The 22138-nt window shown below is 62.5% G+C and carries 21 protein-coding genes and 2 tRNA genes; 12 read left to right on the top strand and 11 right to left on the bottom strand.

The window, feature by feature from the left end:
* Nucleotides 1-12: 12 nt before the first annotated feature.
* Nucleotides 13-771, bottom strand: a complete 759-nt coding sequence (locus tag D3M59_RS05060; protein WP_119532155.1) for a D-Ala-D-Ala carboxypeptidase family metallohydrolase — start codon at nucleotides 769-771, stop codon at nucleotides 13-15.
* A 29-nt stretch (nucleotides 772-800) separates the two neighbouring features.
* On the opposite strand from D3M59_RS05060, the gene D3M59_RS05055 reads away from it, so the two are divergent.
* From D3M59_RS05055 to D3M59_RS05040, 4 genes are all read left to right on the top strand, one after another.
* Nucleotides 801-1151 carry a polyhydroxyalkanoic acid system family protein gene (locus D3M59_RS05055; protein ID WP_233543140.1) on the top strand — a complete coding sequence of 117 codons (351 nt, stop codon included), beginning with the start codon at nucleotides 801-803 and terminating at the stop codon, nucleotides 1149-1151.
* A gap of 33 nt (nucleotides 1152-1184) precedes the next feature.
* Nucleotides 1185-2492, top strand: a complete 1308-nt coding sequence (locus D3M59_RS05050) for an FAD-dependent oxidoreductase (protein WP_119532153.1) — start codon at nucleotides 1185-1187, stop codon at nucleotides 2490-2492.
* Nucleotides 2493-2572: 80 nt separating this feature from the next.
* Nucleotides 2573-2649: transfer RNA gene (locus D3M59_RS05045), tRNA-Pro, on the top strand.
* Nucleotides 2650-2741: 92 nt separating this feature from the next.
* Nucleotides 2742-3464, top strand: coding sequence for a hotdog fold domain-containing protein (locus D3M59_RS05040; protein WP_119532151.1), 723 nt, complete (start codon nucleotides 2742-2744; stop codon nucleotides 3462-3464).
* On the opposite strand, the gene D3M59_RS05035 is transcribed toward D3M59_RS05040, so the two are convergent.
* From D3M59_RS05035 to D3M59_RS05020, 4 genes are read right to left on the bottom strand one after another with little or no spacing between them, the layout of a single operon-like run.
* The gene (locus D3M59_RS05035; protein WP_119532883.1) at nucleotides 3461-4246 is read right to left on the bottom strand and encodes a class II aldolase/adducin family protein; all 786 of its coding nucleotides are present in this window, start codon (nucleotides 4244-4246) and stop codon (nucleotides 3461-3463) included. The genes D3M59_RS05040 and D3M59_RS05035 overlap by 4 nt on opposite strands.
* Nucleotides 4247-4277: 31 nt before the next feature.
* Nucleotides 4278-4913, bottom strand: coding sequence for a maleylacetoacetate isomerase (gene maiA, locus D3M59_RS05030; RefSeq protein ID WP_119532149.1), 636 nt, complete (start codon nucleotides 4911-4913; stop codon nucleotides 4278-4280).
* Nucleotides 4914-4945: 32 nt separating this feature from the next.
* Nucleotides 4946-5347, bottom strand: a complete 402-nt coding sequence (locus D3M59_RS05025) for an acyl-CoA thioesterase (protein WP_199662362.1) — start codon at nucleotides 5345-5347, stop codon at nucleotides 4946-4948.
* Complete coding sequence (locus D3M59_RS05020) at nucleotides 5344-7407, bottom strand: S9 family peptidase (protein WP_119532881.1); 2064 nt, start codon at nucleotides 7405-7407, stop codon at nucleotides 5344-5346. Before D3M59_RS05020 ends, D3M59_RS05025 begins: the two co-directional genes overlap by 4 nt.
* 173 nt (nucleotides 7408-7580) lie before the next feature.
* Here D3M59_RS05020 and D3M59_RS05015 point away from each other — a divergent pair, with 173 nt between their 5' ends.
* A complete protein-coding gene (locus tag D3M59_RS05015) occupies nucleotides 7581-9380 on the top strand; it encodes an aminopeptidase P family protein (RefSeq protein WP_119532147.1) in 1800 nt (599 codons plus the stop codon).
* An 82-nt stretch (nucleotides 9381-9462) separates the two neighbouring features.
* Here D3M59_RS05015 and D3M59_RS12330 read toward each other — a convergent pair whose 3' ends face one another.
* Nucleotides 9463-9591, bottom strand: a complete 129-nt coding sequence (locus D3M59_RS12330) for a hypothetical protein (protein ID WP_267896922.1) — start codon at nucleotides 9589-9591, stop codon at nucleotides 9463-9465.
* A 91-nt stretch (nucleotides 9592-9682) separates the two neighbouring features.
* Between D3M59_RS12330 and D3M59_RS05010 the strand changes: the two genes are divergently transcribed.
* The 4 genes from D3M59_RS05010 to pepN all read left to right on the top strand — a co-directional run bounded on the left by D3M59_RS05010 (nucleotide 9683) and on the right by pepN (nucleotide 14619).
* Nucleotides 9683-9757: transfer RNA gene (locus tag D3M59_RS05010), tRNA-Thr, on the top strand.
* Nucleotides 9758-9864: 107 nt separating this feature from the next.
* Nucleotides 9865-10866, top strand: a complete 1002-nt coding sequence (locus tag D3M59_RS05005) for a threonine aldolase family protein (protein ID WP_119532145.1) — start codon at nucleotides 9865-9867, stop codon at nucleotides 10864-10866.
* Nucleotides 10863-11795 (top strand): DMT family transporter, encoded by a 933-nt coding sequence (locus tag D3M59_RS05000; RefSeq protein ID WP_119532143.1) that lies wholly within the window; start codon nucleotides 10863-10865, stop codon nucleotides 11793-11795. Before D3M59_RS05005 ends, D3M59_RS05000 begins: the two co-directional genes overlap by 4 nt.
* A gap of 220 nt (nucleotides 11796-12015) precedes the next feature.
* A complete protein-coding gene (gene pepN, locus D3M59_RS04995) occupies nucleotides 12016-14619 on the top strand; it encodes an aminopeptidase N (protein WP_119532141.1) in 2604 nt (867 codons plus the stop codon).
* A 121-nt stretch (nucleotides 14620-14740) separates the two neighbouring features.
* Here the strand turns inward: pepN and D3M59_RS04990 are convergent, their stop codons facing one another.
* From D3M59_RS04990 to D3M59_RS04975, 4 genes are read right to left on the bottom strand one after another with little or no spacing between them, the layout of a single operon-like run.
* Nucleotides 14741-15328: an ABC-type transport auxiliary lipoprotein family protein gene (locus D3M59_RS04990; RefSeq protein WP_233543139.1), complete on the bottom strand. Its 588-nt coding sequence runs from the start codon at nucleotides 15326-15328 to the stop codon at nucleotides 14741-14743.
* The gene (locus tag D3M59_RS04985; RefSeq protein ID WP_119532139.1) at nucleotides 15325-16278 is read right to left on the bottom strand and encodes an MlaD family protein; all 954 of its coding nucleotides are present in this window, start codon (nucleotides 16276-16278) and stop codon (nucleotides 15325-15327) included. Before D3M59_RS04985 ends, D3M59_RS04990 begins: the two co-directional genes overlap by 4 nt.
* 5 nt (nucleotides 16279-16283) lie before the next feature.
* On the bottom strand, nucleotides 16284-17063 hold the full coding sequence (locus D3M59_RS04980) for an ABC transporter ATP-binding protein (RefSeq protein ID WP_119532137.1): 780 nt from the start codon (nucleotides 17061-17063) through the stop codon (nucleotides 16284-16286).
* Nucleotides 17060-18163 carry an MlaE family lipid ABC transporter permease subunit gene (locus tag D3M59_RS04975; RefSeq protein ID WP_119532135.1) on the bottom strand — a complete coding sequence of 368 codons (1104 nt, stop codon included), beginning with the start codon at nucleotides 18161-18163 and terminating at the stop codon, nucleotides 17060-17062. Before D3M59_RS04975 ends, D3M59_RS04980 begins: the two co-directional genes overlap by 4 nt.
* Nucleotides 18164-18256: 93 nt before the next feature.
* Here D3M59_RS04975 and D3M59_RS04970 point away from each other — a divergent pair, with 93 nt between their 5' ends.
* The 3 genes from D3M59_RS04970 to D3M59_RS04960 are packed head-to-tail and all read left to right on the top strand — an operon-like array spanning nucleotide 18257 to nucleotide 20819.
* Nucleotides 18257-19393, top strand: coding sequence for a CDP-alcohol phosphatidyltransferase family protein (locus D3M59_RS04970; RefSeq protein WP_119532133.1), 1137 nt, complete (start codon nucleotides 18257-18259; stop codon nucleotides 19391-19393).
* Nucleotides 19390-20157: an NTP transferase domain-containing protein gene (locus tag D3M59_RS04965; RefSeq protein ID WP_119532131.1), complete on the top strand. Its 768-nt coding sequence runs from the start codon at nucleotides 19390-19392 to the stop codon at nucleotides 20155-20157. The genes D3M59_RS04970 and D3M59_RS04965 overlap by 4 nt, the downstream gene beginning before the upstream one ends.
* A complete protein-coding gene (locus D3M59_RS04960) occupies nucleotides 20154-20819 on the top strand; it encodes an HAD family hydrolase (protein WP_119532129.1) in 666 nt (221 codons plus the stop codon). The genes D3M59_RS04965 and D3M59_RS04960 overlap by 4 nt, the downstream gene beginning before the upstream one ends.
* A gap of 10 nt (nucleotides 20820-20829) precedes the next feature.
* On the opposite strand, the gene D3M59_RS04955 is transcribed toward D3M59_RS04960, so the two are convergent.
* Complete coding sequence (locus D3M59_RS04955) at nucleotides 20830-22119, bottom strand: cystathionine gamma-synthase family protein (protein ID WP_233543138.1); 1290 nt, start codon at nucleotides 22117-22119, stop codon at nucleotides 20830-20832.
* Between the last annotated feature and the right edge of the window lie 19 nt (nucleotides 22120-22138).

Below are 22138 nucleotides of genomic sequence, written 5' to 3'. Positions count from 1 at the left end.
AACGCAAGTGTGTCAGCGCTGCGGCGACAGCGGGTCGGAGGCGGGCGGATAAACGATCTTGGCGGCGAAGGGTGGCGGAGCAGCGGCGGTCACCCCGGGGGTGGCGATAGCTGGTGTATTTGGCCGTGCACCTTCGGCCATCACGGCGGTGCAGCCATAGCCGCCATGGGCACCTGCGGTCCCCCATTCGCGAAACTTCTTGGCGTCGATGTGAAAGCGCAGACCCTTGTAAAAGCCCAGTCCGATGCTGTTCCAGGATCCGCTGCCTAGGTGAATCCTGCAAAGGCTCGCCATCAGTGCTTCGCGCGTGATGGGATGCATCGGCACCATGTCCACCGCGCCCATTGTCCGGTGAACGCTTTCCGGCGCGCCGCCAGCGCAGCTGTTGAGCTGCGGATTGCGATAGACCGAGACGATCTCGACCTGCCCGATCACGGGCTCGACGAACGCGCCGATGTAGCGCAGCGCAGCGACGATGTTAGGCCATGCGTTGACCGGCGGCACCTCGAACGGCTCTGCCCCGCACCTGCTCCAGTCGGTCGCAGTGCGCAGCAGCTGCCATGTCGGCGCAACTCCGCCGACACCGTTGGCAGACAGATAATCGTTGAACGCCTTGACGTAGGTCGGGCGCCAGTTGGCGCGGGCCATCCAGGCGCGATAGCCGGGCTCGTCCTGGCCTGCGGTGATGTATTCGGCGGCCGGGTTGAACGGCTGGGCATGCGCGGCAACGGGCGCAACAAGTAACAATATGGCGGCAATCCAGCGGATCATTCGCCCATGAAACGCCTCGCGGCATTGAAATGCAACGATTGCCGTCGCATTTCATCGTGATGCAGAGACCGATCGACGTCGACCTCCCTCACAAGCTTGGCCGCGACGAAGCGCGCCGCCGGCTCGCCGACAACATTCACAAGTTAAAGGATCATATCCCAGGCGGTGCCAGTCACGTCGAATCCTCCTGGGTCGGGGACAGGCTCAACCTCTCCGTCCACGCCATGGGGCAGGCGGTCGAGGCGCAGATCGATGTCGAGGAGACGAAGGTGCATTGCCGCATCCAGCTGCCCGGCATGCTGTCGCTGTTCGCCGGCCCGATCGAGGCGATGCTGAAGGCCAAGGGCAGCGACTTGCTGCTGGAGGACAAGCGCGACTAGGCTCCGTCACGCAAAACGGGGGAGAGTCGCGCCATGCGCCATTTCGCGGTGATCGGTTCGGGACCGGCAGGCTTCTATACCGCCGAAGCGCTCGTGAAGGCCTATGGTGACCAGGCGCGGATCGATATCATCGACAAGCTTCCCGTTCCTTACGGCCTCATCCGTTTCGGGGTCGCCCCAGACCATCAGTCGATCAAGGCAGTCAGCAAGCGCTACGACAAGGTCGCCGACGATGGGCAGGTCCGCTTCGTTGGAAATGTAGCAATTGGCGACGCCGTCTCAATCGACGAACTGCGCAGCGTTTACGATGCCATCATCCTCGCGACCGGCGCCCCGTATGATCGCAAGCTCGGCATCGAGGGTGAGGAGTTGCGCGGGGTCATCGGCTCCGCCGCATTCGTCGGCTGGTACAATGGACATCCCGACTTCACCGACCTCGACGTGCCGCTCGATGGCGATTCGGCCGCGGTGATCGGCAACGGCAACGTCGCACTCGACGTCGCGCGCATCCTGTCCAAGACGCATGACGAGTTCGAAGGATCGGACATCGTCGCCCATGCCCTCGACGCGCTCGACGGCAGCAACATCCGTACGATCACCATCGTCGGCCGCCGGGGGCCGCACCAGATCGCGATGACTCCGAAAGAGCTGGGCGAACTCGGCCACCTCGCCGCCGCCGAAGCCGACGTCGAAGTCGCCGATCTCCCCCCGGGCGCGGCCGACGAGGCGCTGGACCCGGGCGCCCGCAAGTCGGTCGCGCACCTCCGGGAATTCGCCGCACACCAGGACGAGGGCAAGCCCAAGCACATCGTCTTCGATTTCTTCGCCCGTCCCGTTCGAATCGAGGGTGAGGGACGTGCCGAGCGGCTGGTGGTCGAGCGGACCGCCCTCGACGGCGAAGGGCGCAGTGTGGGCACAGGCGAGAACTACGACATCCCCGCGAGTCTCATCGTTAGCTGTATCGGCTACCAGACGCCGCGGATCGAGGGCGTGCCCTATGACGAGCGCGGCGGCCGCTTCGCCAATGAACAAGGTCGGATCGACGATGGCCTTTACTGCGTCGGCTGGGCTCGGCGCGGACCGACCGGCACGATTGGGACCAATCGTCCTGACGGCTATGAAGTCGCGGAACAGGTCGCGGTCGCAATGCCGCCCGGCTCCGATGGCGGCAAACTCGGCGGCATCGCACTCGACGAACTGCTGACGGGCCGCGGCGTTGAGGCCACCAGCTATGACGACTGGCGCTCGATCGAGGCGGCGGAAAACGCTGCGGCGCGGCCCGGATCGCCGCGCGAGAAGATCGTTCGCCACAGTGACTGGCTAAAAGTGCTCGGCCGCTGACCATCTGGGTTGCGCAACCGCCAACCCCCCGCTAGGAGGCCCTCGCCCTGCACCGGACGCTTGTCGTCCGGGAGCCCGGTCGGGGAGTAGCTCAGCCTGGTAGAGCACTGTCTTCGGGAGGCAGGGGCCGGAGGTTCGAATCCTCTCTCCCCGACCATTTCACTTTTGCCGATCATCCTGCCGGGTGGTCGGCAAAGTCGTTTTCGGGCTGCATTGCCCTGAGGCCTCGGGAAGCCTACTCTCCCATTCATGACCGGACAGTCCGAGGAAGTGCACGTCCTGCGGAGATTCCGTGGTCCTCCGACCTCGGGCAACGGGGGTTATGTCGCCGGCCTTGTAGCTGAATGGATCGAAGGGCCGGCGGAGGTACGGTTGCTTGCGCCGATCCCGCTGGAGGTCCCGCTGCACCGCCGCCGTAATGACGCCGAGGTGACGCTTTCGGACAGCATTGCGTCCTATGCCATTGGCCAGCCGCTAGATGACGGGCTGGACCTCGACATCCCCGCGCCGCCGTCGGAGGCGGAGTTGGAGGCCGCTGCCATCGCCTTCCCCGGCGAGGGCGGTCATCCGATTCCTGGCTGCTTCGTCTGCGGGACGGAACGGCAGGCGGGCGATGGGCTGTGCATCTACGCGGGCGAAAGTCCCCACCGCGATGTCGCCGTTGCCGAATGGGTGCCCGACGAGGAATTCGCGGGCGACGACGGCCACCTCGCCGAAAGGTTCCTTTGGGCCGCGCTAGACTGCCCGAGTTATTTTGGCTTGGGCGAACCGAGGCCGCTCGCGCTGTTAGCTCGGATGCAGGCAAGGATTGATCGCCCGGTTGTGCCGGGCGAGCGTTTGCGGGTTACCGGCTGGTCGCTTGAACGGCAGGGCCGGAAACATCATTCGGCAACCGCGATCCACGATGAAGCCGGTGAATTGGTCGCGGTTGCGCGTAACCTGTGGATCGAAGTGGCCGAACTGCCTGCCTAAGTCGCGAAACCGGCGTCGAGGCGGTACGCCTTGCGGAGGAGCGCAGGCCAAGCGAGCAGGTTTGCCGCCGGCTTCAGCCCCGCCATGCCCTGCTGGGCGGCCAATTCCGGAGTGCCCTGCGGGGGATTGTTGCACTTGTCCCCGGCAGACAGCGCCATGATCTGCGCCTGGCAGGCCCGTTCGATGAAATATAGTTTGATGAAACATTCGCCGACATTGCCGCCGACTGCCAGCGTGCCATGGTTGCGAAGCAGCATCCCGCCCTTGTCCCCAAGGTCCGCGACGATCCGCTCGCGCTCCTCAAGGTCGGTGGCGACGCCTTCATAGTCGTGAAAGGCGAGGTCGGCGCGCACCAGCATTGCGGTCTGGGTAAGGGGGAGCAGCCCTTCTTCGTGCGCGCTTACCGCTTGGCCCGCGGGCGTGTGCAGATGCATCACTGCATGCGCATCCTCACGCGCCATGTGAACCGCTGAATGAATGGTAAAGCCCGCCGGGTTGGTGATGAATGGCGTCGGATCGACCGGATTGCCATTGACGTCGACTTTGACCAGCGAGCTGGCAGTCACTTCCTCGAACATCAACTGGTACGGATTAAGCAGGAAATGATGCTCCGGCCCCGGAATGCGCGCGGACAAATGAGTGAAGATGAGGTCATCCCAGCCATAGTGAGCGACCAGTCGGTAGGCGGCGGCGAGGTCAACACGAATTGCCCATTCTTCATCGCTGACCTTGCCCTTTAGGCTCGGGATTTCGACCTCGCTCAGCGCTCGGGCCTGGGCCATACCGGCGTTGATATTGTCGACGCGGTTCATCTTAATGCTCCTGCCTGTCGGGATGGGCGGCAGCGAATGCCTCATGCGCGCTCGCGGTTTCGTCGGCGCGGCGAAGGGTGGGATAGGGTTCGATCGGCACCGAGAAGCGCCGTGCGTTGTAAAGCTGGGGCACCAGGCAGATATCAGCCAAGCTGGGCTCGTCCCCGAACAGGAATGCCCCGGCGCGCGGTGCGGCCATCGCTTCGAGTGCAGCCAGCCCCTCGGTCACCCAATGACGATACCAGCGGTCTTTCGCTTCCTCGTCCTGGCCCAGCTCGCTCTTCAGATATTTGAGCACCCGCAAATTATTGAGCGGGTGGATGTCGCAGGCGACCGTCAGCGCCAGCGCAAGCACATGACCGCGATCAGCAGCATCGGCAGGCATCAACGCCGGCTCGGGCACGATGCTGTTGATGTAGTTGCAGATGGCGAGGCTCTGGGTGATCCGGTGCCCATCAATCTCCAGCATCGGCACGAAGCCTTGCGGGTTGAGCGCCCGATAGGCCTCGTCCTGCTGCGCCCCCTCGGCCAGGTTCACTTGGCGCTGCTCGTACGCAATGCCTTTGAGGTTGAGCGCGATGCGCACCCGGTACGAGGCGGACGAGCGGAAATAATCGTGTAGAATGGCACGTGGCATAAGCAAAGCCTGCGCCTGCTTCGCCCCGCTCGTCAATCGCCCATAAACGGCGCGATGACTTCGGTCGGGACCCGCATCGGGCGGCCCGTTGCCTTGTCGATAATCGCCCATTGTGTCGTGGCGCGAACGCGCACCTTGCCGTCTTCGCCAACGAATTCCATATGCCGATCGAACCGCGCGCCGCGAGGCGCGTCGCCGACCCACGTCCGGCCGGTCAGCAGATCTCCTTCAAACGCTGCCCTGAGATAATCGATTTCGTGCCGCACCACGACCCAGATGTAATTGTCCTGGTGCTGCGGATCGGCGACGCTGTACCAATGAGCCAGCGCCACTTCCTGAATCCACTGAACCCACACCGCATTATTCACATGCCCCAGCTCGTCGATCGCCGAAGCCGGGGCGACGATACGATGCTCGAAGATGGGCCGTGTCACGGAATCTGCGTCACGACGAAAGTATAGGCTTCCGCGACCTCATGGAGGCTATTCCAGCGCCCCGACTTCCCGCCGTGGCCGGCGCCCATGTTGATTTTCAGGAGAAGAAGATTCTGGTCGGTCTTACTCGCACGCAGCCTGGCCGCCCACTTCGCTGGCTCCCAATAAGTGACGCGCGGATCGTTAAGGCCGCCGGTGATCAGCATCGGCGGATAGGCCTGTTTCCGGACATTGTCGTAGGGGCTGTAACTCTTCAGCAGTTCGAATGCTTCGCGATCAGTGATCGGGTTGCCCCACTCGGTCCATTCGCCCGGCGTCAGCGGCAGCGTGTCGTCGAGCATGGTGTTCAGAACGTCGACGAAGGGTACATCGGCAACGATCGCGCCGAACAGTTCAGGCGCCTGATTAACCACCGCGCCCATCAGTTCGCCGCCGGCCGAACCTCCCTGCGCCGCGACGCGGCCGGGCTTTGCATAGCCTGCGTCAATCAGGCCCTTGGTAACGTCGACGAAGTCGTTGAACGTGTTGTTCCGCTTCCTAAGCTTGCCGTCCAGGAACCATTGATAGCCAAGATCATCGCCACCCCGGATGTGGGCAATGGCGTAAGCGAAGCCGCGATCGACCAAGCTGAGCCGCGAGGTCGAGAAGCTGGGCGGGATGGCGTAACCGTAGGCTCCATAGCCGTAGACGAACAGCTTGCCCGAGCCATCTTTCTGGAAACTCTTCAGCCGGACGATTGAAACCGGCACTTTGGCGCCGTCGCGCGCGGTGATCATCATCCGTTCGGTGACATATTTCGACGGGTCGTAGCCCGACGGGATTTCCTGCACCTTGCGGACCTCGAGCCGCTTGTCGGCCGGGTGGTAGTCGTAGACTGTCTGCGGCGTGACCATCGACGAATAGGTCAGTCGGTAGCTGTCAGGCGCATACTCAGGGTTGCCAGAGAAGCCTGCGCTGTAGCTCGCCTCAGTAAACGGGACGCGCTCCTGCGCGCCGCTGGAATAGTCGCGCAGGACAAGCTGGTCGAGGCCGTCGACCCTGCTGGTGATCAGTAAATGGTCGCGGTGCGCCGTAATCCCTCGAAGGTAGGTTCGATCGCTGCCGGCTACGACCTCGGTCCATTCGCCGGGCGACTTCGGGTCGGCCGAAGCAATCCGGAAATTGACGTGCTTGTCGTTAGTGAGGATCCACAGCTTCCCGTGGGCGGCATCGACCTCATACTGGACGTCGGGCTTGCGCGCGCGCACGAGCATTTGCGGCTCATCGGGTTTGTCGGCACGGACTAGACGTACCTCATTCGATGAATTGTTGCCCGTCGAAATGACGATCAGGCTGTCGTCGGTCGTGCGGTTAACTCCGACCGAAAAGGCGATGTCGCCCTTTTCCTCGTAAAGCGTTTTCGTCGCTGAAAGCGGTTCGCCAATGACATGGTAACGAGCGCGGTAGCTTCGCCACTGGTCGTTGACTTCGGTGAATACCAGCCCCTTGGAATCGCTGGTCCAGACCGGGTTGCCGATGCCGACTTCGGTCACCGTTTCCAGTTCCTTGCCGGTCGCAAGTTCGCGGACGACCAGCTTGAAGCGTTCCGAACCGTCGTCGTCCACTAACGTCGCCAGCATCTTGCCGTTCGGGCTGACCGTGAACGCGCCGAGCCTGTAATATTCCTTGCCTTCGGCTTCCGCATTCTCGCTGTAGATTAGCACTTCGTTGCCGCCCGCGACGGGCCGGCGATACCAGTCGCGATACTGGGTGCCTTGCTTGAATGCGCTGCGATACAGCCAGTCGCCATCCTTCAGGGGAACCGAGCTGTCGTCCTCCTTGATTCGGCCCTTCATCTCCTGGAAGATTTCTTCTGTCAGCCCGGCATGCGGCTTCATCGCGGCTTCGAAGTAGGCGTTCTCGGCCTTCAGGTAATTGAGGACATCCTTGTCGTTGACGGTCGGATATTCCTTGTCTCGCAGCCAGGCGTATGGATCCTCGACCCGCACGCCATGCCGCTCATAGCTGTGGGGTCGCTGCTCGGCGCGGGGCGGGGCGGGAAGGGTGCTCGTCGTGGACATGGTCGCTTTCTGGGCTGGGGATTCGGTAACGGCGAAGATGGTGGCGGCCAGCCCCATCGCAAGCGCGATCGTTCTCATGGGATGGCAAACAAGCAGAGGCTGCCCCGTCGCGTCCAGCGCAAAACTTCGCTAACAGGGCGGCGATTCCTCACCTTCTAGCCAAATGGTGCTCCATGTCGTCCTATGCCGACCGTCTCGCCGCCCTTCGCCAGCAACTGAAGGAAGACCGCCTCGACGGATTCGTCGTCCCGCTGACTGACGAGCACATGAGCGAATATGTCGGCAGCTATGCGCAGCGGCTGGCTTGGCTGACCGGGTTTCAAGGCTCGGCGGGTTCGGCGGCGGTGCTACCGGAAGAAGCGGCGATCTTCACCGACGGGCGATATACCATCCAGGTGCGCCAGCAGGTCAGCCCAACCGAATGGACCTACCAGTCGGTTCCGGAAACCAGCGTCGCGCAGTGGCTGCAGGACAATGCGCCGAACGGAGCGCGCATCGGCTACGATCCCTGGTTGCACAGCCGCGACTGGGTAAGACAGGCGACTGCCTCGCTGGCAGCTAAGGGCGCGGAGTTGGTGGCGGTCAAGCGCAACCCAATCGACGCGGTTTGGGCTGACCGTCCCGAACCTTCAAAGGCAAGGCTAATCGTCCAGAGTGAAGAGCTTGCCGGCAAATCGTCGGCGGAGAAGCGGCATGACATGGCCGACTGGCTGTCCAAGGAAGGCGCGGATGCTGCGGTGCTGGCGGCACTCGATTCAATCGCCTGGACGTTTAACGTCCGCGGCGCGGACGTCACACACACGCCCGTAGCGCTGGCGTACGCCGTGGTTCATGCCGACGGTACGGCGGATCTGTTCACAGAGGGTGAGAAAATCGGTGACGACGTTCGCGCGCATCTTGGCAACGGCGTCCGCCTGCACGAGCGATCTGAGTTCGCATCCTATCTGAAGTCGTTGTCCGGCAAGCTGGTCGCGGTGGATCCTGAGCGGTCGGTTGCCGCCATCCCGCAAGCACTCGAGGAAGGCGGGGCACGCATCCTCAGCCGCCGCGATCCCGCAGTGCTTCCGAAAGCAATCAAGAATGCAACAGAGATCGCGGGTCACAAGGCGGCGCAGGCCCGTGACGGCGCGGCGGTGTCGCGCTTTCTGAAATGGGTCGAGGACGAGGCCCCGAAGGGTGGCGTCGACGAGATGATCGCGGCAGATCGGCTGGAAGCCTTTCGTCACGAGCATGGTGATGTCCGCGATCTCAGCTTCGATACGATTTCCGCCTATGGACCGAATGGCGCGCTACCCCACTACAAGGGCACCGCGGAATCCAACTTGCCGTTCAAGACAGGCACGCTCTACCTCGTCGATTCGGGCGGTCAGTACCAGGACGGCACTACCGACATTACGCGCACCGTGCCGATTGGCGAGCCGACGGAGGAGATGATCGACCGCTTCACTCGTGTGCTGAAGGGACACATCGGCATCGCCACCGCGCTATTCCCCAAGGGAACGCGAGGGTCGCAGCTGGACAGTTTCGCCCGCCGCCCGCTGTGGGAAGCGGGCGTCGACTATGCGCATGGTACCGGCCATGGGGTCGGCGCCTTCCTGTCGGTTCACGAGGGCCCGCAGCGCATCTCGCCGGTCGGAAGCTCGCAGGCCGGCGGCGACGAGCCGCTTCAGGCGGGCATGATCCTTTCCAACGAGCCCGGCTATTACAAGACAGGCGAATATGGCATCCGCATCGAGAATCTCGTGCTCGTGGTCGAAAGATCGATTCCGGGAGCGGAAAAGGAAATGCTCGGCTTCGACACGCTGACCTTCGTCCCGATCGAGCCCCGGCTCATCGACGTCGCCATGTTGTCCGATGCCGAACTGAAATGGCTCAACGACTATCATGCTGAGGTCCTAGCGAAGATCGGTCCGCAGCTTATGGGGGAGGACAAGGCATGGCTCGAAAGGCAATGCACGCCGCTAAGCCGTTAGGGCTGGTCGCGCTCGGCTGGGCGCTCGGCGCGCTCTACATTCTGGGTCCGCGGGTCGCGCTCAATCGCGGACTCGATATCGGCTATTCGCTGGCGGCCTGGTTCGGGTCGCTCTTCGGCTGAACGTCGCGCGACTGCGCCTTGCGCCGCCGCAAATTTTCGCGAAGCGCCGCCGCCAGCCGTTCCGCCTTGTCCTTGTCACCTTTGGTCATGGCCTAATGCGCTAATATTCCCGATGCCGCGCGGCAAGCGGGTTGACGGGTGCGCACGGCTCGGCCATAGGCCCGCCCGTCCTTCCGACATGCTGCCGTAGCTCAGTGGTAGAGCGCATCCTTGGTAAGGCTGAGGTCGTGAGTTCAATCCTCACCGGCAGCACCATTTTCTGAAGTCGGCCCGGCGTGCGGGCGGACACGCTCAGGTAGTGGGACAGTGGCGGTTCGCACGTCGCATTGACCTTCCCGTTTGGCCCCGCCACACGGCGCATCATGCGCTTCTTCTCCGATAACGCTGCCGCCGCCTGCCCCGAGGTCCTGCAAGCGCTGGTCGATGCCAATCGCCTCGACACCGCGTACGACGGCGATGCCTGGTCGGCGCGCATGGACGGCGCCTTCTCGGACCTGTTCGGAAAACCGGTCCGTGCCCTGTGGGTTACCACGGGCACAGCAGCCAATTGCCTCGGCCTCGCCGCGCTTTGCCCCCCTCACGGCGCAATACTGTGCCACGAATTCGCTCATATCGAGCAGGACGAAGCGGGCGCTCCCGGCTTTTTCACTCATGGTGCGAAGCTAAGCCTGTTACCCGGTGATGGCGCTAAGCTCTTGCCCGCTGCTGTGGACGAGGCATGCGATCGTATCCGCGCCGACGTTCACCAGGTTCAACCGGCGGCTCTGTCGATTACAAACGCCACCGAATATGGTCTGACCTACCGGGCCGACGAAGTGGCGGCGCTCGGCGACCTCGCAAGACGCCGTGGACTTGGCTTTCACATGGACGGCGCACGTTTTGCCAACGCCATTGCCTTCGCCAATGCCGATCCGGCGGACGTTACCTGGCGCGCCGGGGTCGACGTGCTGAGCTTTGGCTTCGTCAAGAACGGGGGCATGAACGCGGAAGCACTGGTGTTTTTCGACCTGGACAAGGCCGAATTAGTGCCGCGCCTTCGCAAACGGGCCGGACATCTGCTTTCTAAGGGCCGGTATTGTGCCGCCCAGATTCTTGCCATGCTGGAGGACGGCTTGTGGCTAACCAATGCCCGCGCCGCCAACGGCGCAGCGGCGACGCTTGCGAAGGCAGCACGAGACCGGCTGGTCTACCCGGTAGAGGCCAATGAGCTGTTCGTCCGCATGACGGCCACCGAAGCCGCTTCAGTTCGGGCGCAGGGCTTCGATTTCTACGATTGGGCGCCCGGCGAGGTTCGTCTAGTTACCAGCTGGGATCAGGACATGGACGCGGTCGCCAGGCTCGCCGCCGTGATCGAGGCGCTTTGAAGGACGGCGCGCGGATCGACGCGTCGATCGCCGTTCCCTTCATCATCTTCACGCTGGTCTGGAGCTCGACCTGGATAGTTATACGCGACCAGCTCGGTGTCGTGCCGCCGCAATGGTCGGTGGCCTACCGCTTCGCCATCGCGGCCGTAGCCATGGCGCTTGTCGCATGGTGGGGCGGGCATTCGTTGAAGATCGATCGCGGGGGGCTGATCGCGGCGACGGTGATCGGCGTCACGCAGTTCTGCGTCAATTTCAACAGTGTCTATATCGCCGAGCGGTTCATCACCTCCGGCGTCGTGGCGACAGTATTTGCCCTTTTGCTGATTCCCAACAGCCTGCTGGCTTGGGCATTTCTGGGGCAAAAGCCGAACCGCCGGTTCGTTGCCGCAGGACTGGTAGCGGTGGCGGGCGTCGGTCTGCTGTTCGCCCATGAGATTCGCAGTAGCGCATTGGACGGACGGCAAATCGCCATCGGACTTGGGTTCACACTTCTCGGCCTGCTCGGCGCATCGGCGGCCAATGTCTATCAGGCTGGCAAGGAAGCGCACCGACATCCGCTTCCTTCGTTGTTAGCCTGGTCGATGGCTATCGGCGCGGTTTTGGACGCGGTCATCGCTTTTACAGTCGCAGGCCCGCCGGTTTTCGAGACGCGTGCGGGCTATTGGTTTGGTCTGTTCTACCTCGCCCTCGCGGCATCCGTGTTGTGCTTCAGTCTTTATTTTCCGGTCGTCCGAAAAATCGGCCCAGGCAAAGCAGCCTACTCCAGTGTGATGGTACCGATTATTGCGATGGCCCTCTCGACTGCGTTCGAAGGCTATCGCTGGAGTACGCTGGCAATCGCGGGCGGCTTGCTGGCGATCGGGGGGATGCTAGTCGCGCTGCTTGGGCGCCGGCGGCCGCTTCCGGCAACCGCGCCAGACGCGGGTTAGTCGGCCGGGGCCGGCGGCGGGGTCATGACAACCATGCTGCGCAGGTCGACGGGAAGCTCGGCGAGGTGCTTCGTCTTCCAGTCCGGGGCCATCTGCACGCGTTCCCCCTTTGGAAGGGGTCAGACCAGCCTGTCGTTTCGCCCACGCAACACCTCTCCCCGCCGCTAGTAAAGGCCCGTCGCCGTTGCGTCGGACGGGTGCGCTGCCTAAGCGGAGAGCCATGTCCGACGCCATTTTGAACCCCGAAGCACCGGCCGCGCCGGAGCATGTCGCCATCTACCGGCAGGATTATCGTCCACCTGATTGGCTGGTGCCGGAGGTTACTCTGGATTTCGATCTCTCTGCTGACAGGACGCGAGTATTGTCCACGTTGAAGGTCGTCCGGAACGGCCAGCATGACCGGCCGCTGCAACTGGCAGGAGACGAACTGAAGCCCGTTTCGGTGCACGTAGATGGCAGCCAGGCCCGCTGGGCTCTGCACAACGACAATCTGGTGATTGAGCTGTCAGGCAATGAAGGCACGATAGAGACTGAGGTCGAGCTGTCGCCTGCGGCAAACAGCAAGTTAATGGGACTCTATGCTTCCGGCGGGATCCTCTGCACACAGTGCGAAAGCGAAGGTTTTCGCCGTATCACCTTCCATCCCGACCGCCCTGACGTCCTGTCGCGCTACCGGGTGCGGATGAGCGCTGACAAGACCAGCTTCCCAATCTTGCTGGCCAATGGCAACCTCGTCGAGACCGGTGAAGGTGAGGACGGCACGCACTGGGCGCTGTGGGACGACCCTTTCCCCAAGCCTAGCTATCTGTTCGCGCTGGTCGCGGGCGACCTTGGCGCTAACCGCGACATCTTCACGACGATGAGCGGTCGCAAGGTCGAACTGGCCATCTGGGTCCGGGAAAACGACTTACCGCGAACCCGCCACGCGATGGACAGCCTGAAGGCGGCGATGCGCTGGGACGAGGAGGTTTACGGGCGGGAATATGACCTCGACCTGTTCAACATCGTAGCGGTCGATGATTTCAATTTCGGCGCGATGGAGAACAAGGGCCTCAACATCTTCAATTCGCGCTACGTACTGGCCGACCAGGATACGGCGACGGACGCGGATTTTGACAATATCGCGGGCGTCGTGGCTCACGAGTATTTCCACAACTGGTCGGGCGACCGCGTGACCTGCCGCGACTGGTTCCAGCTCAGTCTCAAGGAAGGCTTCACTGTCTTCCGTGACCAGAGCTTTTCGGCCGATATGGGGTCCGAAGCGGTCAAGCGGATCGACGACGTCCGGCTACTCCGCGCCGCCCAATTTCCCGAAGATGGCGGACCGCTAGCGCATCCAGTGCGGCCCGAAAGCTATATCGAGATCACCAATTTCTATACGGCGACCGTGTACAACAAGGGTGCGGAAGTCATCCGCATGATGCGGACGATCCTGGGTGCCGACTCGTTCCGGAAGGGCAGCGATCTCTATTTCGACCGACACGACGGCCAGGCCGCGACCTGCGAGGATTTCGTGACGGCCATGGAAGACGCGAGCGGCATCGACCTTAGCCAGTTTCGCCTATGGTACAGCCAGGCCGGCACGCCCAAGGTTACTGCACACATGATCCATGACGCGGCGACGGGGGTCGCGACCCTCAAGCTTGCCCAACACGTTCCCGATACGCCCGGCCACAGTGGAAAGCAGCCAATGGTCCTTCCGCTGAAGACCGCCCTGATCGGCGCGGATAGCGGCGCGCAGTTGGGCGATGAGCGACTGATCCTGCTTGACCGGGAAGAGGTAGAGGTCGAGTTCGAGGGCGTCGGCGAACCGCCGCTCCTGTCGATTAACCGCGACTTTTCGGCTCCGGTACTGTTGCAGTCCGAACGACGCGCTGGCGAACTGGAAACGCTGGCTGCATCGGACCCCAACCCTTTTGCCCGTTACGAGGCAGGGCAGGAGTTGATGCTTCGCGCTCTTATCGCCGGTGCGCGCGGGGAGGTGATCGACTCGTCGCCCGTCATCGAGGCAATGCGCGGCACTTTGATGTCCAATGCGCTTGATCCCGCTTTCAAGGGCGAAGCATTGACCATGCCGACCGAGGCCATGATCGGCGACCGGATGGAGATCGTCGATCCGGACGCGATCCACGCCAGCCGCGATGCATTGCGCCGCGCTGTCGGCGCAGCGCTGACCGCCCTGCTGTCGGAGGCACAAGCTGCCGGAGCCGCCGGGTCCGACCTGTCGCCGCATGCGAAGGGCGTGCGCCGGCTAAAGTCAGTGGCGCTTGCCCTGCTAACCGCCGGCGACCCGGGGCGCGGTGCCGAATTGGCGAAGATGCAGTTTGATGCCGCGGATAACATGACGGACCGGCAAGGGGCGTTGATGGTTCTGGCCAGCTTGGACGCGCCGGAGCGCGAGGCGGCATTCGGCGCCTTCTATGAGCGCTATCGCGCCGATACGCTGGTGCTCGACAAGTGGTTCGCACTGCAGGCTGCGTCACAAAGACCGGACACGATGTCAGTCGTGGAGAAACTCGCGGCGCATCGCGACTTCACGTTAAAGAATCCCAATCGCTGGCGGGCCCTTGTAGCCAACTTTGCCGCCAACCAGTGGGCGTTCCACGACGCATCAGGTCGTGGCTACCGCTTCGTTACCGACATGATCCTAGCGGTCGACAGGCTGAATCCGCAGGTTGCCGCGCGGCAAGTTCCAGTGCTGGGGCGGTGGCGCCGGTTCGAACCGCAAAGGGCCGAGTTGATGCGTGCGCAACTGGAACGGATCGTGGCGACGCCGGGGCTCAGCAAGGACGTGTTCGAGCAGGCGTCGAAGTCGCTGGTCTAGGCCGACCCGAGAAAGCGACCGACGCGTTATCTAAGCCAAGCAGCGCCGGGCGCCATCACGGCGACGCCCGCGATGAGCAATAGCTTGCCTTTGGCCGACGGGCCATCGCACCACTCTGCCATTAACCGCCCACCCACTGGGCGACTTCGGCCGCAACTTGGTTTGCAGCTGCGTTGAGGGCTGGACCGACAGTCGGGGCCGTACCGTCAGCTGGCACCTTGGCCTCGAACCGCCGCGTCTCGACCCGCGTCCCCCCTGACGTCGACAAGGCGCCGTCGTAGCGAACGATGACGGACCCTTCCTGTGCATCGTAGCCGAAGCGGCTGAGCGTTCCTGTCAGGTGCAGGCCGGGATCCAGTGCGGACTGGCGCGGGTCAAGGACAACACGGCTGGTCGTGCGAACGACGGTTTCCTGGAGCAGGTCCTGGAACAACCGGTCCGGGCTTTCGACCCACTGCAGGTCCTTCACGTAGGCGATCGCCGTCGGCCCGACGAGCGCCGGGACGCGCGTGGTTGCGATTTCCTTTGGAACCACGGGCACGTCAATGGTGACCGCTTCGCCGGGAGACGCGGCGCGATTGACCGAGGCTGGTGCCGGTGCCGAACTCGTCAGGGTCAGCAGGGTTGGCGGAACCTTCTTGCCGCCAAAGCAGGAGGCCAGCGACAAGGCGCCCAATGTGACGATCAGCAGGCGGTCGTTACGCATCATTTCGTCTTTCCGGGCTTATAGTCAGGAAGCTTTTCAGGGCCGAGGACTCCCATCGCGCCGTCATTGTTCAGCCGGTCGCTGAATTGGCGAAGCGAGTCCGACAGATCGCGAAGATCGCGAACCAGGCGGTTGGCCTCGGGTAAGGTCGACTTTGAGAAGTTCTGGATTCCCGGCCGAGCGTCGGCGACGACGGCATCGAGATTATCCGCGGCGCGCTGGACCGATGCAATGGCTTTCCGCAGATCTTCCGCCGCTGGCTTGCCCTGCTCGTTGACCAAGCGGTTTGTGCTATCGGCGAGAATGCCGACCCGCTGGGCCGCTACGCCGGCATTCCGCGCGGCAATCCGAGCGTCGCCAATCGCGTCGGCGAGGTCCGGCGCGCGTTCGGCCAGGACTTTCGTCGTCTGATCGACATTTTCGAGGATGTCGGACACCGCGTTCTGGTTTTTGTCGCTGAGCAGTTCGGTCAAGCGCTCGGTCAGCCGCTGGATTCGGTCGATCAGTTCAGGCGCCGAGTTGAGTAGCGCGCCGAGGCCGCCCGAACTGGCCGGAATGACTGGGCAGCCTTGCGGGCCGATTTGCTCCAGCGGGCGAGCGCCCTTGACGGCACCTTCCAATGCGATTTCGCTGACGCCGGTAAAACCGACACCCTTGATCTGCGCGGTGGTGCCTTGAAGTACCGGCGTCTGCGCATCCACCTTGATCCGAACCCAGACGAATTCCGGCCGATCCGGAAGCAAGCTGATCTTTTCGATCTGACCCACCGGGACGCCCTGGAAATTGACCGACGAGCCTTTGTTGAGGCCGCCAACCCCTTGTGCGAAGTAAATGTCGAAGCATTTTTCTGCTTTGTTCGACAGGCCGGCGAGCCAAACGATGAAGACCAGCAGGCCAGCCAGCAGCAGTAAGGTCACGGTGCCGACCAAGACATGGTTCGAACGCGTTTCCATCGGCCTTAATCTTCCTTCCGCGAGGCGACGGCCGCGCGTCCGCGGGGGCCGTTAAAATACTCCTGAATCCAAGGATGGTCCAAGGAGAGCAATTCTTCAATCGTCCCGACCGCGATCACCTTTTGGTCGGCAAGCACCGCGACACGGTCGCAGATCGCCCAGAGCGTATCCAAATCGTGCGTGATCAGGAAAACGGTCAATTCAAGCTTGTGCTTCAGCCCGACAATCAGTTCGTCGAATGCGGCAGCTCCAATCGGGTCAAGACCGGCGGTCGGCTCGTCGAGAAACAACAGCTCGGGATCGAGTGCAAGCGCTCGCGCAAGTCCGGCGCGCTTCCGCATGCCGCCCGACAGTTCCGACGGGTATTTGGGGCCCGCATTAGCTGGCAGGCCCGACATCGCGATCTTGTATCCGGCGATTTCATCAAGGAGTGGCGGCTTGATGAACGGGAAATATTCTCGGATGGGCACTTCGACGTTTTCGGCGACGGTGAGCGTCGAGAAGAGGGCGCCGTTCTGGAACAGCACGCCCCAGCGCCGGCGGATATTCTTGGCCTCGTCCTCGCTGCGACCGATCATATTTTCGCCAAGGACGTCTATTTCGCCCTCGTCAGGTATCTGTAGCCCGATGATCGAACGCATCAGTACCGACTTGCCCGTGCCCGAACCGCCGACCACACCCAGAATTTCTCCGCGTCGAACATCGAGATCAAGATTCTCGTGAATGACTTGATCGCCGAAACTGTTGCGTAGGCCGCGGACGCTGATGACCGTGTCGGAGCTCATATCCAGCCGACCTGTGAGAAGAACACCGCGAAAACGGCGTCGAGCACGATTACCATGAAGATCGACTGCACGACCGCCGCAGTGGTTTTCGTGCCGACCTCTTCGCTGTTGCCCTGCACGAGCATGCCGTTGAAGCAACCGGCCAGAGCGATGAGGAATCCGAACACTGGAGCCTTGATAAGACCAACCCACAGGTCCGAAACCGGGACAACCTCCTGAAGCCGCTGTATGTACGTGAGCGGCGGAATCCCAAGGTCGATCCAGACGTACATGCCGCCGCCGATCAGCGACATGATCATCGCGTAGAAGGATAGCAGCGGCATCATTATGATCGCTGCGAGGATGCGAGGAACGACGAGCGCCTCGACCGGCGAGACACCGATGGTGCGCATAGCGTCGACTTCCTCGGTGATTTTCATCGTGCCGATTTGCGCGGCGAAGGCGGAGCCGGACCGGCCCGCGACCATGATCGCCGTCATTAGCGTCGCCAGTTCGCGCACGGTGATGCGGCCGATGAGGTTGATCGTGTATACCTCGGCGCCAAATTGCTCGAGCTGGACCGCACCCTGCTGTCCGATGACGATCCCGATGAGAAAAGTCATCAGCCCAATGATCCCCAGCGCGCGGACGCCAACTAGGTCGAAACGGTGCACCACGGCATTGATTCGCAGCCGCTTGGGCCGGCGGATGATCGCCGCGATCGCTACCAGTACGGAACCGAAGAAGGCGACCAGCCCGACCAGCGTGCGACCAGCGTCGGCCACCCATTCGCCCAACTCGTTAAGCGCGCGCAGGGGCGCCGCTCGTTCGTCCGGGCGGACCTGCACCGGATTATCCGCCTCGGCGACCTGATCGAGCAATTCCTTGACGTCGGGGCTGGCCCCGACGACCTTCGCGCCACGATCTCGAACCGTCCGGTAGATGACCCACGCGCCGACCGTGTCGATTTTCTCGACGCCGGCCAGATCGATGGTCAACGGGTCTGCTGCGGCATCGATTTCGCGCTGCGTGGAGGCGGCGCGAGCGATCGTCAGCGATCCGACGCAGCGGAACGCTTCACTTCCCTCGGCGGGATCGGAAGATTCTGACGCAACCCCCATCGGGCGCGACCCTGCGCGAAAACCGATTCAGCGGCAAGTGCAGCGGCGTTTTGTCTATTTCTTGCCAAAATTCATGCCCTATAGCGCGACTGGATGTCTGGCGATCTTCCTTCAGGCGATAAGCCGCTGTTCGTGACGGTCGGGGACAACCCGGCCCGCGCCTTTGGCATGAGCGCCGCCGATCGGGCGAATGCTCTGGCGATCAAGTCTCGCCTCGAACCGACAGCGCGTCCGGATGTTGAACGGGGAACCCTGTTAGCTGACCTCAATTGGGCATGGGATCCTGAATGGCTGGCTGCCTTGGCGGAACAGCCGGGGACTGTCCTGACCAAAAATGGCCTGGCGGTCCTGGCTCATGTTCCGGCTGGAGACGACTCTTCGGAAGTAATGGCCTCGATGGCGTCGGCCAGCCCATACAACGGCACATCGCTGCAGCGGATCGATGCCGACACCGCCGATTTCAGCTACCGGAAGCTGCGTAAGCGGGATCGGCCTTTCGTTCTCCAGTTGGATCCTTCAAATCCCGAGCCGGTCGAACGCGCTGCCTATAATGCTAGCTACAAGGGCGTTACAGATGCGCTGACACTCTATCTGTGGCGTGGATTGGCTTTTCACCTGACGCGCTGGGCCGCCAGGGCGGGCCTCACCCCCAATTTCGTGACCGCCGTCGGAGCTATCTTCTGCGTTGCGGCTTTTTTCCTGTTCTACAACGGTTGGTACTGGACCGGGATCGCGGCAGGCTTCACGTTCATGGTGCTGGACACCGTCGACGGGAAACTTGCCCGCTGCACGGGACAGTCGTCGAAGTGGGGCAATATCTTCGACCATGGCGTCGATTTGGTACATCCCCCCTTTTGGTGGTGGGCCTGGGCCGAGGGGCTCAATGCCTACGGACGGCCCTTGGATGATCGAGTCTACGAGGCGCTGATTATAGGGGCGATTGTCTTTGGCTATGTCGCGCAGCGTGTAATCGAGGGCATTTTCATGCGTCGCTACGGCATGCACATCCACGTCTGGCAGAAGGCAGACAGCCAGTTCCGACTGATCACGGCGCGGCGTAACCCCAACATGGTCGTCCTTGTGGTTGCCCTTGCATTGGGACGACCCGATCTCGGGATCGAACTAGTCGCCCTTTGGACCATCCTTTCCCTGATCTTCCATGCGGTCCGCCTTGCACAGGCCAATGCGCGCAGGGACCGCGGACGCCCGGTCGTCAGCTGGCTGGCATGAGCCGCTGGACGGCGTTGGTGCTCGCCGGGTCGCGGCCAGGTCGCGATGCATTTGCGCAGGCGCATGGAACCGACTTGAAAGCGCTGATCCCCGTCGGCGGCGTGCCCATGGTCGCAAGGCCCGTTACGGCTCTGCTCAAAGCAGATGAAATCTCCCGGGTGGTGGTTCTGGCGCAGCAGCCGGAGAGGATCGTCGTCGCTCTCCCGACCGATGTTCGGTTATCGGTCATTCGGTCCGGCGACACCATCGCGGCTACCCTCGAAAATATATTGAGTGACCCTGCGACGGAGTTTCCCCTGCTGGTCACTACCGCCGACCACGCGCTGCTGGACGAAGGAATAATCTCCGACTTTTGCCGCCAGGCCGCCGGCGCTGATCTCGCAATCGGGTTGGTCGAACAACGACCGCTGTTGGCCCGCCTTCCCGAAACGAGCCGAACTTGGCTTCGCTTTCGCGGCGGGGCATATTCAGGGGCGAACCTCTTCGCTTTCGGCAACAGAAAAGCTGCCAGCGCCGTCGCGCTGTGGCGGTCGGTTGAACAGGATCGCAAAAAAGGCTGGCGGATGATCGCAGCGCTGGGTCCGAGTGTGCTGCTGGGTGCAGTGCTGCGATTGCGTACCATCGAACAGACCCTGGCGTCGGTTGGGCGAAAGATTGGTCTCGACATCCGCAAGGTCGAACTTTCCAATCCCCTAGCGGCAGTAGACGTCGACAAGCCTGCGGACCATGAACTGGTCACTGCTATCCTGGATGGGCAGGCATGACCGACCTGGCAATTTACGACATGGACCGCACCGTCACGCGCCGCGCGACCTATACGCCGTTCCTTTTGCATTGTGCTCTCCGCAAGGCGCCGTGGCGACTGTTGTTTCTGCCGTTCGTCGCGCTTTCGATGCTCGCCTATCTGACGAAGCTGATCGACCGAGGTCGGCTGAAAGAAATCAACCACAGGCTTCTCCTGGGCCACACCCGCCACCCGGCCGAGTTGAAGCCACTCGTCGACGGATTTGCCCGGGCCACGCTGGTGCGAAACGTCCGCCCCGGTGCGCGCGCTGCGATCGCGCGCGACAAGGCCGAGGGACGGCGCGTGGTCATGGCAACGGCGAGCTATCGCTTTTACGCACGTGAGATCGCCGAGCAGCTAGGGTTCGACGACTGTATCGGCACAAATTCGATTAAGGGCCTGGACGAGCGGGTCCATGCCAAGATCGACGGCGAAAATTGCTACGGTCCGGCGAAGCTGCGGATGGTCGAGGACTGGCTGGGGAAGAGCGGCCTGACGCGCGGTCATGTGCGCTTCTACTCGGACCATGCAAGCGATGCGCCCGTGTTCGAATGGGCGGACGAAGCGGTCGCGGTTAATCCGCACGACAAGCTACGGAAGCTCGCCGCCGCCCGAGGCTGGCAGGTTGAAGACTGGGGCTAAAGAGAACGGTCTAAACCGCCCTCAACGCGTTCTCGAAATCAACGATCAGGTCTTCTGCCTTTTCAACACCGATCGAGATCCGCACCAGATTGTCGCTGATACCTAGGGCCGCCCGGCGTTCGTCAGGGACGGACAGGTGGGTCATCGCAGCGGGCGCCGACGCCAGAGTTTCAGTACCGCCTAGGCTGACTGCCAGCTTCGCGATCTTCAGTGTGTCGAGGAAGGCAAAGGCCTCACGTTCGCCGCCCTTGAGGTAAAGCGAGAAGGTCGAGCCCGCACCGGTGCAATGACGCTCGTAGATATCGGCCTGACGCGAACCCTCTTCGAGGAACCCGAGGTAGCCGACCTTTTCGACCTTCGGATGGTCGCGAAGGAAGGCGCAAACCTTTTCGGCATTTTCACCCGCGCGGGTCATGCGCAGTTCAAGTGTTTCCAAGCTCCGCATCAGCATCCAGGCGGTATTCGGGTCGCAGATGCCGCCCATCGTGTTCCGCATCAGCCGAACCTTGTCGAGTAGCGACTGCTTGCCGACCAGCCCGCCGGCTACGAGGTCGCTATGACCGCCCGCATACTTGGTGAGGCTGTAAACGGTGATGTCCGCGCCTTGCGCCAAAGGTTTTGCCCACAGCGGCCCCAAAAAGGTGTTGTCAATCGCAATTGGCGGAAGCTCGGCCTCGTCGCCGAACGCCGCGGCGCGCGCAGCCGCGACGGCCTCGACATCGACCAGGACATTTGTCGGGTTTGCCGGACTTTCGAGATAGATCATGGCGACCCGGCCCTTGGCCTTGGCGTTGGCCATAACCTCGTCCAACTCTTCGCGCGTCGCGCCGGCCGGGAAGTCGACATAGTGAACGCCGAACTGCGGCAAAATCTTGTTGATGATTGATTCGGTCGCTGCGTAAAGCGGACCGGAATGGATCACCACATCGCCGGGCCGGACGAACGCTAGCAAAAGCGTGGCAATGGCGGTCATGCCGCTAGAGAAGGTTAGCGACGTCTCGGCATCCTCCCATATCTTCAGCCGGTCTTCGAGAATTTCCTGGTTCGGGCCGTTGAAGCGCGAATAGACGAGCCCCTCGGCCTTGCCGCCCGATCCGTGCTTGTTTGTGATGCCTTCAAAGAAGCGCTTCCCGTCGGCGGCCTTATCAAACACGAAAGTCGAGGTGAGGAAGATCGGCGGCTTCAACGAACCTTCCGAAAGCGCCGGGTCGAAGCCATAGCCCATCATCAGGGTTGAGGGGTCAAGCTTATGGTTGCCAATGTGCGTTTCGGCATCCTTGGGGCGGCGGCTCTCGGTCACTGATATTCTCCTTGTCGCC

The sequence above is a fragment of the Sphingomonas edaphi genome (assembly GCF_003583725.1).
Taxonomy (GTDB): Bacteria; Pseudomonadota; Alphaproteobacteria; order Sphingomonadales; family Sphingomonadaceae; genus Sphingomicrobium; species Sphingomicrobium edaphi.
Note: the sequence above shows the minus strand (reverse complement) of the source record. Positions and strands in the feature narration are given on the sequence as shown.